Source organism: Psychromonas ossibalaenae ATCC BAA-1528, from assembly GCF_000381745.1.
Classification (GTDB): domain Bacteria; phylum Pseudomonadota; class Gammaproteobacteria; order Enterobacterales; family Psychromonadaceae; genus Psychromonas; species Psychromonas ossibalaenae.
In genome coordinates this window covers 51,770-63,511 of record NZ_KB906995.1, presented here as the reverse complement: position 1 = coordinate 63,511, position 11,742 = coordinate 51,770, and the positions used below count along the sequence as shown (strand labels likewise).

Annotated in this window: 15 protein-coding genes; 13 read left to right on the top strand and 2 right to left on the bottom strand. The window is 40.1% G+C overall.

The window, feature by feature from the left end:
- Positions 1-641: 641 nt before the first annotated feature.
- Together G327_RS0114485 and G327_RS0114480 are read left to right on the top strand one after the other, a co-directional pair.
- Positions 642-827, top strand: a complete 186-nt coding sequence (locus G327_RS0114485; RefSeq protein ID WP_019615513.1) for a hypothetical protein — start codon at positions 642-644, stop codon at positions 825-827.
- Positions 828-891: 64 nt separating this feature from the next.
- Complete coding sequence (locus G327_RS0114480) at positions 892-1,692, top strand: hypothetical protein (RefSeq protein WP_019615512.1); 801 nt, start codon at positions 892-894, stop codon at positions 1,690-1,692.
- Between the two features lie 81 nt (positions 1,693-1,773).
- Here the strand turns inward: G327_RS0114480 and G327_RS0114475 are convergent, their stop codons facing one another.
- Together G327_RS0114475 and G327_RS0114470 are read right to left on the bottom strand one after the other, a co-directional pair.
- Positions 1,774-3,360, bottom strand: coding sequence for an SNIPE associated domain-containing protein (locus G327_RS0114475; RefSeq protein WP_019615511.1), 1,587 nt, complete (start codon positions 3,358-3,360; stop codon positions 1,774-1,776).
- A gap of 190 nt (positions 3,361-3,550) precedes the next feature.
- Positions 3,551-4,198, bottom strand: coding sequence for a S24 family peptidase (locus G327_RS0114470; RefSeq protein ID WP_019615510.1), 648 nt, complete (start codon positions 4,196-4,198; stop codon positions 3,551-3,553).
- 192 nt (positions 4,199-4,390) lie between these two features.
- Here G327_RS0114470 and G327_RS0114465 point away from each other — a divergent pair, with 192 nt between their 5' ends.
- The 11 genes from G327_RS0114465 to G327_RS0114415 all read left to right on the top strand — a co-directional run bounded on the left by G327_RS0114465 (position 4,391) and on the right by G327_RS0114415 (position 11,742).
- Complete coding sequence (locus tag G327_RS0114465) at positions 4,391-4,672, top strand: pyocin activator PrtN family protein (protein ID WP_019615509.1); 282 nt, start codon at positions 4,391-4,393, stop codon at positions 4,670-4,672.
- Positions 4,673-4,740: 68 nt separating this feature from the next.
- Positions 4,741-5,277 carry a phage regulatory CII family protein gene (locus tag G327_RS0114460; RefSeq protein WP_026339368.1) on the top strand — a complete coding sequence of 179 codons (537 nt, stop codon included), beginning with the start codon at positions 4,741-4,743 and terminating at the stop codon, positions 5,275-5,277.
- A 3-nt stretch (positions 5,278-5,280) separates the two neighbouring features.
- A complete protein-coding gene (locus G327_RS26875) occupies positions 5,281-5,454 on the top strand; it encodes a hypothetical protein (protein ID WP_019615507.1) in 174 nt (57 codons plus the stop codon).
- A 76-nt stretch (positions 5,455-5,530) separates the two neighbouring features.
- On the top strand, positions 5,531-5,686 hold the full coding sequence (locus G327_RS27070; RefSeq protein ID WP_019615506.1) for a hypothetical protein: 156 nt from the start codon (positions 5,531-5,533) through the stop codon (positions 5,684-5,686).
- A gap of 2 nt (positions 5,687-5,688) precedes the next feature.
- Positions 5,689-6,132, top strand: a complete 444-nt coding sequence (locus G327_RS0114445) for a hypothetical protein (RefSeq protein WP_019615505.1) — start codon at positions 5,689-5,691, stop codon at positions 6,130-6,132.
- Positions 6,129-6,419, top strand: a complete 291-nt coding sequence (locus G327_RS0114440; RefSeq protein ID WP_019615504.1) for a hypothetical protein — start codon at positions 6,129-6,131, stop codon at positions 6,417-6,419. Before G327_RS0114445 ends, G327_RS0114440 begins: the two co-directional genes overlap by 4 nt.
- Positions 6,420-6,429: 10 nt before the next feature.
- Entirely contained in the window at positions 6,430-6,996 is a 567-nt protein-coding gene (locus G327_RS0114435) for a 3'-5' exonuclease (RefSeq protein ID WP_245542698.1), read from the top strand.
- On the top strand, positions 6,997-9,699 hold the full coding sequence (locus G327_RS26130) for a replication endonuclease (protein ID WP_019615502.1): 2,703 nt from the start codon (positions 6,997-6,999) through the stop codon (positions 9,697-9,699).
- A gap of 48 nt (positions 9,700-9,747) precedes the next feature.
- A complete protein-coding gene (locus G327_RS0114425; protein WP_019615501.1) occupies positions 9,748-11,244 on the top strand; it encodes a DNA cytosine methyltransferase in 1,497 nt (498 codons plus the stop codon).
- A 20-nt stretch (positions 11,245-11,264) separates the two neighbouring features.
- On the top strand, positions 11,265-11,492 hold the full coding sequence (locus G327_RS0114420; RefSeq protein WP_019615500.1) for a hypothetical protein: 228 nt from the start codon (positions 11,265-11,267) through the stop codon (positions 11,490-11,492).
- Positions 11,493-11,511: 19 nt separating this feature from the next.
- Positions 11,512-11,742 (top strand): DUF7415 domain-containing protein, encoded by a 231-nt coding sequence (locus tag G327_RS0114415; protein ID WP_019615499.1) that lies wholly within the window; start codon positions 11,512-11,514, stop codon positions 11,740-11,742.

The window sequence follows — 11,742 nt, the reverse complement described above, 5'->3', positions numbered from 1 at the left end:
TTTACCCGTCAAACCGCTTTTCCATAGCACCGATGCTGGATTGGACTGACTTTAGGAATATATGTGGCTTTATCAGTATTTAGGCGCACTATAGGTGCACCATTGTTTTTTATATTTAAGTTTTAAGCCAAAAGGTGTACCGAGGTGAACCAGCTAGTTATCGTTCCAATCATCTGCGTATTGATTCATAACATATCTATTTTTCGATAAGTAAATACTTGCCTCTCGCAATTTCATTGCCACTTATGCTGGATTGACTTTTAAGCTGTTACTGTTGTTTGATATTTATAGGGGGTTATAGGGGACGTCTTTAGTGTGGGATACTGAAAGGGGGACCGAGTCATTGAATAGAAAAGTTATAGAGTCAACACTTATATATTAGATAGAATAAATAAGCTTTAACCCTCAGAATTTAAATCTAAGTAAAATTAGAAGTAAAGTAATCGCTGCTTTTAATTGCCTATAATCATTTTGAATTGTACTATATTTGTAAATAGTATTTACAAATTATATTTACAATATAAGAAACAACACATCTAAATAAGCACATATTCATCATTACGTTACTCAAGCTCTTTAGAGTAGGCGATAGGGCTAAGAGAATATTAAATAAAGTAACGTATTAAAACGGGAGATGAGATATGAAAAAAATTATTAGAATGATCTTTGGAATGCCATTATATGATCGCTCTGAATACATACAATTTAGTATAAAGCCTAAAATGGTAAATCCAGATGTTGTGCGTATGGACATGGAGTCATTTAGAAATAGTAAAAATGTTCAGAAACAAGCAGCTGCCGCTATGAAAAATCTGCAGGCAAAATAATTTAACAGTTCAACAAAAAGAAAAAGGGGCTAAAGCCCCTTTACTTTTTTTAGAAGGAAAGTAGGTGCTTAGAGCAACATCAATATTTATAGTATTTATTTTGTGTCTTGCAGGCTATATTTATTTGAGTAGTAGACCAAGCGACCGTCACCGATTTGCCCGGACGACTGGCTACCATACTTTTCTTAAGTCTGCTGGAGTCGGGTTGGCACTTACTGGCATAGCAACGCTCTTCTATGTTTTATTTGATTTTCTCTTAAGTACACAACACTGGTATTTTTCACTTGGTGACTGGTTCTTAAATACACTTTTATTAAGTAAGTCTAATCACGCGAATATCGTATTGTTTGATATTTCCTCTATCGCGTTGCTCATATCTATAATTCTTGCGGCGCTCCCTCATATTTTATTTAGCGGAGATGATCTTTCTGATGGTTTTGTAGAGTTTTTTGCACTGGATAGCGAGAGCTCTGAATATGCTCAATTATTATTTCATTCATATCAATATGGGTTACCAATTCTGTTTACCCTATCAGATAGAAAAACATATATTGGATACCCACTTGAGATACATGCTAAAGAGTTCAATGATATTCACATCGTACCACTGTTTAGTGGCTATCGGGATGAAAAGACCTTATCTTTGAATCTAATAACACCATATCGAGATATCCTCGATGACGTAGATAATGTTAAAGAAGAGGAGTTAGATTTCAGAGCTTTTTCTGTTTGCTTACCCGTGCGAGAAATAGTTTATGCTCATCTGCATGATTTTAGTTATCATGAGAAGTTTAAAAAGAAAGAGCAAGAGTTAGCTGAAAAAAATAATAAGCCGAAGGGGTTGCTTCAACGCCTATTGAAATGAAAAAGCCCATAAGCGGGCTTTTTTATATCTGCAGTCTAACGGTTGGAGTTACATTCTTTTCCCTGACCAAACGACCTTTATTTAAGCAACAATTTTTATTTCATTAGCTTTTTCAATGGATAAACTTTCTCTGTACTCGGTTGCTTCAGCTTTCATTGTCCAGTGTATTTCGTTAAGGCCTTGGGACTCAACAGTATTTTTGATACTTGCAATTGAGGTGCGGAAAAATTCTTTGCGAGAGTTGGTTTTGTTGACCGCTACATCTTGGAATTGCTTATGAAGCGCTTTTTCAAGTGTCGGTGCATCATCACTATAAATCATTGCATGCACATCAAAAGAGAAGGGAACAGAAGCATCACTTAGTTCTTTAACTCGATCTAGAGGCTCTAATCTGCGGGTCATGCCGACTTTGAATACATCTTCACCAAAGCTACCTATGTTACTAATAACGTAAACATGGCCTCGGCGTGTTTGTTGGGCCATTGATAGTGCGCGTTGGCCTTTCTCTTCAGCTTCTTGAAGCTTGCCTTCTAACTCAGCTAATTGGGCTTCATATTGTTCTTTTTGTTCATCAGAAGCTTGAGCAAGTTCCTTGCGTACTTTTTGTAGAGCCTTCTGAATTAAGCGCTCTTCTTTTTCTGCCGCGATCCGTGCTTTTTCAATCTCTCTAATTACCTTCTCTTCTTCACGAATTTGCGCTTTGATTTCTGCTTGTTCTTCTTTCTCTATTTTACGTAGTTCAAAAGTAGCAACTGCCCATTTTAGTTCGGTTAAACGAATATCCAGGTATTCTTGGTTTATACGTGCGTTACGAAAAGGCTGGCCGTTATGATTTACTAAAGCAAAAGCATCAATAATCTCTTGTTCTATTTTTCCGTAATTATCATGTTTAACTTTCGCAAGTGCAGAATCAACTTTACCGTTAAAAGCATCTACAGCAAAATGAACGGCATAGGTTTTACGAAGGTTTTCTACATAATCACATGCGCCAGCATGACCTTCTTTAACCATTGAACGAACGGTAGCTCTTGTTGCTTTGAGTGTCGCACCAGCTTCCTTATGAGTATATTCATCAGCTAAATCATCTAATACAGAGTGATTGGGAATAATGTATTCGTCTTTGTAACCTTCAATTGTATTACGCATTGCACGAATCGCAGTCTCGTACGAATCTGCTTTTTGTTTGGCTTCATAAGCATCGCCAGCTATTTCTTCGGCTTGTTTTTTTGCAAATTCAAGAATACGTTCGGCTTCACTTCTAGCTGTCCCCTCTATTTCCGTTGCTTTTGTTTTTGAATCTTGAACTTTCTGACGAGCCTGAGAATTAAGATCTTTAGTATTAACTTGTAACCTGTCTAATTCACCTTCAGCTATTGCAATAAGACGCTCAGATTCTTGTTTCATTGCATTCACGTCTTCATGGGCATCATCAAGTAATTGTTGAGTATGAAGCTCCATATTTATGATAGGTGAATATTTTTCTTCTAACTCAGTGTTGAGAGTCATGAGTGTAGTCAAATCAGTTTGAGACGCTTGTAGTTCTACCTCAAATTCTTTCTTGGATTTTTTTAGTTCATTTTCTAGATCCTTACGTTTTTTCCGTGAAATAGTGGCAAAAATGAGAGGAAGAAAAAAGATGAGTAAAATTATTATTACTTGTATATCCATTGAGTTTTCCTATATATGATTAGATATTATTTAGTTAGCTGTCAGTGGGGGGGAATTAGTGTACATAACTTGTAGCTAATTATTTTTATGTGGTTTCTAAGTGTATAAAAAAGCCATATAGTTTTGTATATGGCTTGTGAAGTATTTGCTTTTATTTACACTTTATTGTGATCTTGGGCGGGAAGAGCAGTCAGAGTGATTTCATTATTAGTTTGGCTTTACCAATAATTTTTAATCGTTCCAGATTATTACCTTCCAAAACAAAGTCGTCATAATCTTTGTTTTCCGATTCTACTGTGTATGAATGCTCTAGAATATTCCATTTTAAACGCTTTACATAAACAGCTTCATCAATGCGAATAACATAAATCCCAGTTTTCACTGGAGTTTGTTGCTCACGAATATCAACAATGATGCGATCCCCATCACTCATGAGTGATTCCATGCTGTCGCCTGAACAGAATACAATAACAGCATGTTCTGCTTTTAACCCTAATTCAATGAGTGACTGAGTAGGGATAGAATATGTACCTGTTGAATGTTCACTGCACACTAATGAGCCGGCTCCTGCCGCTGCTTGTACGTCAAATTCAAGAATAGAAGACATTGTGTCATTCGGTGCTTGTGTAACAGGCAAAGTGCCGTGTCTAGCAAAGTGATCCGCAATTTGTTGTGCTTTTAAGAGTACCGAGTCAGGCACCTTGCCTCTAACCTTCCAGTTTTGAATAGTATTTCTTGCCACCCCTAATGCTTTTGCTAAGTCAATATTTTTAGAGGTCTGAGTGAGTCTTTTTAGCTCATTTATTTGCTCTTGCACTTGCTCTTTGATTTCGTCCATTTCTTATCCGCACCACATAAAAAAACAATAACAGTAAATAAATGCAAAAACAGCTTGCTACGAACACCTTTTGGATCAAAAATAACGTCGTTACCTAATTGGTCGTTATGGTGTTCTATTTGCATTTAAATACATTTGATTACATTTTAGCGCACTTTAATGCATTTAATCACTTTATTACAGGATTGAGCTATGAAAGCAAACATCAAACCAGCAACTATTGCTGACATCGAACAAGAACTGCTAGATCGTTTTGGCTCGTCAGAGATTCCACTTAAAGAAATATCTAAAGAAGTACTTAATATGCGGCCTCGTACTGCTGCAGAAAGGGCTGCAAAACATGAACTTCCTTTCCCTGCACACCGGTTAAGAAAGCGTGCTCCATGGATGGTTACGCTGAAAGATGTCGCTACAGCAATTTGGCAAAACCGAAGAGAGGCTCGGCAAGAATGGGAGTCAGTACAAGCATGCTAACCGGTGTTCACCTGTAGCGATTCTGTTTGATTCGTATTCTTTTTGTTTTGTTAAGTTGAGTATCGATTATGACCACTTCTAGTTCAATGTGCAGTTTCCGTGAGTCTGTACAGCATTCTTTTGATAATGCGTGTTGTGTTTTTGCTGAAAAAGAAAACATGTTTCAGATTGCGACTAACACGGGCATTAACACGACATTACTGCGTAATAAATTAAACCCCTCTCAGTCGCACCGACTGACCGTAGAAGATTTAATACTGATCACTAAAGAGAGTAATAACTACTGCATCGTAGACTGTCTTTTACTTCGCTTGGATATGGTCAGTGCAAAGTTAGATCTGCAGAGCAGTGAAGAAACTCTGGTTAGACGCGCTTTAGAAAACAGCATGAATGCCGGTGATATGTCCCGCCTTGCATTAGAAAATAGCGGTGAAGTTCGTTTGCCTCGTAGAAAACGTAATGAGTTGTTAAAACGGGCTCATCAAAGCGTTAGCAATTTAGTGCTGCTGATGCATGACCTTGAAAATAAAACCAGTGGTGTCGCGCCCTTTTTATCCATGGCAACAGACTTTGTGATGACCAATGGTGCACCGGGATTAGTGTAGATAATGAAAATAGTAATTGAATTAAAGCAAGAAAGTACAAATGAGAATGTAGACGCTTATGCAGTAAATACTGAGGGTGGAGTCGTTATTTCGCTAAAGATAGAGGAAATGACAGAAGTTAAGTTCGAGCTAACCAAAGATAACATTGAAGATTTATTCCATTTAGCAAAGAGGTAAATGGTGAAGGAAGAGTGTGATAACCAGAGCACCAACTCTGATTACCACGTACACAATAAAACCTAGAGAGCCAATTATGTCCAACGAATATAGCATAGCTTTAAAAATGGGCACAAGTGCCCCGTTTATTTTAATCATGGCATTGAACCATTTCGAACGCCGCGCATTCATTGATGCGGTATCACCAAGTCTATTACCGGCACTGAAACGTCCGTTATTGAAAGGAGTTTGATCATGCGAGTAGAAAATAATAATCCAACGACAAACCATCAAGGCACTGCACTTTTAATTGGTGTCGATATGGCTTCTGGCCCAGATAAAAGCATTGTGACTGTTCTTAATCGCGCTAAGTATTTTGCGGATAAGGCTCAAAGCATTCTTAACAAAAGAGACGATGGAAACACCAAAGCTATTCATAGCATGGTGAATTCAATAATGACGCTAGCGATGTTGAATGATGAAGTGCTACATATCTTTGTTAGATACGTCCCGCACACAAAAGAAATAAGCGTACGTGTTTTAGATGCCCGAACCGATTATGACAACAAGCAGACTGAACTCTTTACTGAACATGTTTATTTAGATGAGCCTCAATCGCTTGACCACTTAAAACTATTGGAAGATCTATTAATAGAGTTAGTCGGTCAGGCAAAAGACAAAGCGATGGGGGCTGTATGAGATTTAACAATGTAGCCCCGCCGGAAGTGGCAAGCCAGCACCTTACTCAAATCCACGCCATGATGAGTACACATAGCACCATTAATTACGGTGAAAATATGTGGAACTCATTAACCCCCAAAGAGCGGGTCATGTTCTGTAAAGAAGCTGGATTCCAAAGCCAGCTTGCTGACAAACCTCTGTCAGAAATGAGACCTGATACTCGTAAGGCAATCTTTAATACTATCAAACGTATTCAGCGCGCAGCTAGTTTGTTCAGCAAACTTTCATTTAGTGATTTTGGGTAATAGGAAATAAATGATGAAAAATATCATGTTAGATCTAGAAACAATGGGCAATAGCTCAAATGCAGCCATCGTATCAATCGGCGCTGTGTTCTTTGAACCATTAACAGGTGAAACGGGCGAGGAGTTTTACCAAGTTGTCAGCCTAAACAGTAGTGCGCATTATGGTGAACTAGACAGTTCAACCGTGTTGTGGTGGTTAAAGCAGAGTGATGAAGCACGCGCTGTTTTCGAAGATAAAAACAAGGTGACGTTGCGTGTCGCTTTAGAGGCGTTCACTGCCTGGATAGCGGATCATTGTGATCGTAATGAAAAAGATAAAACCAATGCGGTTGTGTGGGGTAATGGCCCTACCTTTGACAATGTAATTTTAGGAAATGCTTACAAGGCAGTACGCTTGCGTCAACCCTGGTTATTTGCAAATGACCGTGACGTGAGAACGGTGGTTGATTTAGGCCGTTACTTACGCGGTATTGACCCGAAGAAGGATTTAACCCTAGAAGGTACTGCACACAATGCGCTTGATGATGCCAAGTTCCAGGTACGTTATGTAAGTGCAATCTTTATGGCGTTGGCGTAAGTGAACATCAATCAAAAACTTGCCAAATTTCAAAAGCAACTTCCCACTAAATACATTGATTTTACTGCCAGGCCTGAAAAGGCACTGGCAAAGATTAATTGTGCGTATCAGTGGGAAGTTGATCAGCATTTCGCGGTGACTTCACTCTACAAAAGCTTGGCTGAGTCGGTGGCGATTGCGCTGTTTAATGGTTTTGTCTATCGCTGGAACAACTATTACCTCGATAAACCTGTGGTGATGGTAAATGAAAAACAGCGCGAATACTGGGAAAGTAAAAACCCGAATCGTTGGTTGCGTCAACGTATTAAGATGATTAAGCGTGGAGCGAAATCGTTGCCTGTTGCACTCAATCGCTTAAAAAGCAAAGGGCTGCGTGAAATGGAAGCGCAGGTTTGGGCGTTGAAATGTACCGAGCTTGCCAGGGAGAGTGCTCAAGATGGGCTGACGGTTGTCGATGTGATGGAAGCGGTGCAACTGCTCGCAGATAAGTGGGGTTTTAAACCGTCACCGTCAATACAAGATGATTGTATGTTTGAGGGGGAGAGCATTGCCGATTATGAGTTTCGTATTGAGGTGGATAGTGCATGGCTTCATTTGGATTATCTACTCGATGAAAAGTGGTGGAGTAGACGTATTGAAGTTGCCTATAGGCAGTTTTGTGAACATTGTCAGATTATTGCTGGTCGTGTTCGCAAAGGGGCTTCTGAGTATTTAAGTATGGCTGGCCGTGCAGATTATAAGGAGCGACAAGATGCGAATATTTTAGCTCTTTCGCAGGTTGTGGCGAGAAATGAGGAGACAGGTGAAGAGGTACCTGCACTGGATATTCTTAAATCGTCTACTGCAAATCCAAAGATAAAACGCTGTGAATTTATGGTACGCAGCGCTGGTTTTGAAGCGATAGCGCAAGAGCTTGGTTTAATGGGGGGCTTTTTTACGATAACGGCTCCGAGTCGTTTTCATGCGTTTACCTCTACCAAGAACAATAAAAAAGCGTATGACAACGAAAACTACAAGGGGGCTACCCCGAAACAAACGCAAAAATACCTTTCTAAGATATGGTCGCGAGCACGGGCAAAACTAAAACGGATGAATATTTATGTTTTTGGTTTTCGTATCTGCGAACCACACCATGACGGCACCCCGCATTGGCATGCCCTTTTCTTTTTTAAACCTGATGATGAGCAGGCACTCCGCTTTGTGTTAGCGGACTACTTCACTAAAGAGGATAGAGATGAACTACATGTCAATCGTGATGACTTCAAGGTGTGGGCGAAGGCTATCAAGGCAGGATTTGCCACCCCAGATATGTTTAATCCGGATAAAAAAGCAGAGCGTAAACATATTTTTAGTGTGAGTAAGCGAATTAAGCGACGTTTTGATTACAAGCGTCTCGATCCAAAAAAAGGCAGTGCAACAGCTTATATCGCTAAATATATCGCGAAAAACATTGACGGTTTTCAGCTTTCTGATGATCAAGAAACGGGGACCCCTGCTGATGTAAAAGCACGGGCGGTACGTGGTTGGGCTAGCTTGTGGAATGTCAGGCAGTTTCAGCAGATTGGCGGTGCGTCTGTGTCGGTTTGGCGAGAACTTAGACGGCTTGAACAGACGGCAGATGAAGTGGCTGAGATGAAAGCGCGGAAGGCTGCTGAGGAAAAAGGTGAAAAGCACGTCTCTACTCTAAAAATAGAATCTTTTTATGACCTGCAAAAACAACATGACTCGATTGAAGTAGCACGTATTAGCGCCAACAAAGGTAGCTGGAGTATGTACATTCAAGCAATGGGTGGCATTTTCTGCTCGCGTAAAGATCACCCCGTTAAGATGGTTTATAAAGACGCAACCAGCGCACGTGGCGAAACGGTGAAGAAGTTAAAGGGCGTGACCAATAATAACAAAACTATGATAACACGCGCTGGTAGTTGGAAATTCACACACAAATCAACGGAGACAGTTGGGGTTAAAACAGGCGCGCAGCGCCCTTGGAGTTCTGACACTAACTGTACGGTTTCAATTGATCCAATTAAAAAACAAGAGGTTAGCGATTTATTGGAAAGCCAGGGTGAACGGGTAAATGAACAGGTTGTGACTGACCTACTGAGTCTCACTAATATCGTGATTGAAGAGCGCTGGGTAGGGGATGAAAAGCGCACTGTTTGGGGCCGATTGAAACAAAACTCGTTAAATATTGGCGGTAATTTCAGGCTGAAAGTTTGGGAGGAGCGAGTAAAACGCAATATTACCTATATTGATCCGCATTTAGTGCGCTTTGAATATGATCCAACGGGTAGGAAGAACGCTGTTTTTAATGTTCGATATGAAAGCGTTGCTGATAAACGGATGAAAGCTGAACACAACGAGGTACTGCATGGTGAGGCGTTTCCAATGACGTGGGACGAGTTTGTATCAGAAGGAACATTACATGATGATAAGTCTGAAATTCATGAATACGAGTTTATTTATTCACGTTTTGAAAAGGGAGAAATTACTGAAGAAGAGTTTGTGGCATACATGAATAACATGCTTCATTTTCATGACAAGTTTGGCGTGACTGGCAATAAAATGTGGGAATTGGGACGTTTTTCTGAATTCACAAACTGTATTAAGCCGTTTACGACTGAATATGTGAAACGTGTAAGGACTTGGGGGAATAAATTATTAGACAAAAAAGTTAATAAAAAGCAAGCCGGGAATGGATAAATACAGATATATATCCAGAAAAAATTGGTTTAATGGGAGGGAATAATTATGACTTTTAAAGCTGAAATTGTAGTGGATAACTTTGCCGGTGGTGGCGGTGCCAGCACTGGAATGGAGTTAGGTTTAAATCGCCATGTTGATATTGCGATCAATCATGATAAAGATGCAATTGATATGCACCGGTTAAACCACCCTGAAACAAAACATTACTGCGAATCAGTGTGGAATGTTGATCCCGTTGCTGCATGTGCGGGGCGTCCTGTCGGGCTGGCTTGGTTTAGTCCGGATTGCAAGCATTTCAGTCGCGCAAAAGGCGGTAAACCTGTTGATAAAAACATCCGGGGGTTAGCTTGGGTTGCTGTTCGCTGGGCTGCGTTGGTTAACGTGCGCGTAATTATGCTTGAGAATGTCGAAGAGTTTTTAACGTGGGGGCCAATCGGTGACGATAATAAACCTTGCAAGCAAAGAAAAGGTGAAACATTTAATGCGTTTGTTGATGCATTAACAACAGGCCTATCACGCAACCACCCTGCTATTGACGATGTAAAAACAGCGCTAGGTAAGGCGTTTAATTTAGACCAGATTGAAAATGGTTTAGGTTATAAAGTTGAATGGAAAATATTAAAAGCCTGTGACTATGGTACTCCAACTATTAGGAAAAGACTGTTCTTAATCGCTCGTAAAGACAACGAACCTATCACCTGGCCTAACCCGACACATGGAGAGGGGCTACTGCCTTACAAAACCGCTGCCGATATTATTGACTGGTCAATTCCAGTTAGGTCTATCTTTAACAGAAAGCGCCCTTTAGTAGAAAACACATTAAAACGTATTGCTAAAGGTTTGGAAAAATATGTTCTTCAAGCAGAGCAACCTTTCATAGTACCTGGTGAATGTATAACGCCATTTATTACTGAGCATGCCAATGCATCAAGTCAGCGGAACATGCCAATAGACGAGCCGTTACGAACTATTTGTGCACAGGTGAAAGGCGGACATTTTGCACTGGTCGCCCCAATAATAGATCGGCAGTTTGGAATGTCTACATGTAATTCCGTAACCGAACCGCTTGGCACTATAACAGCTGGGGGGATGGGTAAAAGTGCCTTAGTTTCAAGCCACATGGTCAAACTGCGCGGTACCAATATAGGGCATGGGACAAATGAGCCTGTGCACACTATTTCAGCCGGCGGTTTTCATATTGGAGAGGTAAGAGCCTTTCTCGTTAAATACTACGGCACTGGCGGTGCAGTTAGTTGTGCTCAGCCATTAGATACAATCACAGTTAGAGATCGCTTTGGTTTAGTAACTATTAAAGGGAAATATTATCAAATTGTTGATATCGGTATGCGGATGCTTGAACCACATGAACTATTTGCGGGGATGGGCTTTCCATCTGATTACCAGATAAGTCATAACAGCGCCGGTAAAAAACTGCCAAAAGCAAAGCAGGTTGCCCGATGTGGCAATGCGGTTTGTCCTCCACTTGCACAAGCGTTAGTGATAGCAAATGTAGAAATTAAACAAGGCCGTATTGCGGCCTAACTAACACAGGAAATTGAACAATGCCTAAATACGGTAAAACTAGAGGCCATCACTGTTGGTGGTTAACAATAGATGGTGAATCAGCTGCTAATTTTGATAATGAAAGTGATGTTGATGCAATTGTAGAACTAGATTCTCAATTAAAAAATACTCAAAACTTATTGGCTGAATATGCTTGTAAGACAGGTGCGGGAGCTAATAACCCAAGCGTCCATGAAGCCCTTTTATATGGTCACGATGAAGATTAACTAAACGTAGGAAATTTTTATGGCCGCTATGAAAAAAATAGATTGGAATAAAATGAGTGAACTGGGTTTGATCGAACAAATTAACACTGAGATTCTACACCCGGTTGGTTTAGCTATATTTAGAAATCCTGAAACGGGATTTAGTGAAGGCGTGTTAATTGCGGATGATGGATTTTTTGAATATTCGCAAAATAGAAAAACAACTATTCTGAATAAAAATGAGTTAGTTAAACAGATTAAAGCAATCTAG

Coding starts and splice junctions, on each gene's coding strand:
- G327_RS0114485 (WP_019615513.1), top strand. CDS start 642: ATGAAAAAAATTATTAGAATGATCTTTGGAATGCCATTATATGATCGC.
- G327_RS0114475 (WP_019615511.1), bottom strand. CDS start 3,360: ATGGATATACAAGTAATAATAATTTTACTCATCTTTTTTCTTCCTCTC.
- G327_RS0114470 (WP_019615510.1), bottom strand. CDS start 4,198: ATGGACGAAATCAAAGAGCAAGTGCAAGAGCAAATAAATGAGCTAAAA.
- G327_RS0114465 (WP_019615509.1), top strand. CDS start 4,391: ATGAAAGCAAACATCAAACCAGCAACTATTGCTGACATCGAACAAGAA.
- G327_RS0114460 (WP_026339368.1), top strand. CDS start 4,741: ATGACCACTTCTAGTTCAATGTGCAGTTTCCGTGAGTCTGTACAGCAT.
- G327_RS26875 (WP_019615507.1), top strand. CDS start 5,281: ATGAAAATAGTAATTGAATTAAAGCAAGAAAGTACAAATGAGAATGTA.
- G327_RS27070 (WP_019615506.1), top strand. CDS start 5,531: ATGTCCAACGAATATAGCATAGCTTTAAAAATGGGCACAAGTGCCCCG.
- G327_RS0114445 (WP_019615505.1), top strand. CDS start 5,689: ATGCGAGTAGAAAATAATAATCCAACGACAAACCATCAAGGCACTGCA.
- G327_RS0114440 (WP_019615504.1), top strand. CDS start 6,129: ATGAGATTTAACAATGTAGCCCCGCCGGAAGTGGCAAGCCAGCACCTT.
- G327_RS0114435 (WP_245542698.1), top strand. CDS start 6,430: ATGATGAAAAATATCATGTTAGATCTAGAAACAATGGGCAATAGCTCA.
- G327_RS0114425 (WP_019615501.1), top strand. CDS start 9,748: ATGACTTTTAAAGCTGAAATTGTAGTGGATAACTTTGCCGGTGGTGGC.
- G327_RS0114420 (WP_019615500.1), top strand. CDS start 11,265: ATGCCTAAATACGGTAAAACTAGAGGCCATCACTGTTGGTGGTTAACA.
- G327_RS0114415 (WP_019615499.1), top strand. CDS start 11,512: ATGGCCGCTATGAAAAAAATAGATTGGAATAAAATGAGTGAACTGGGT.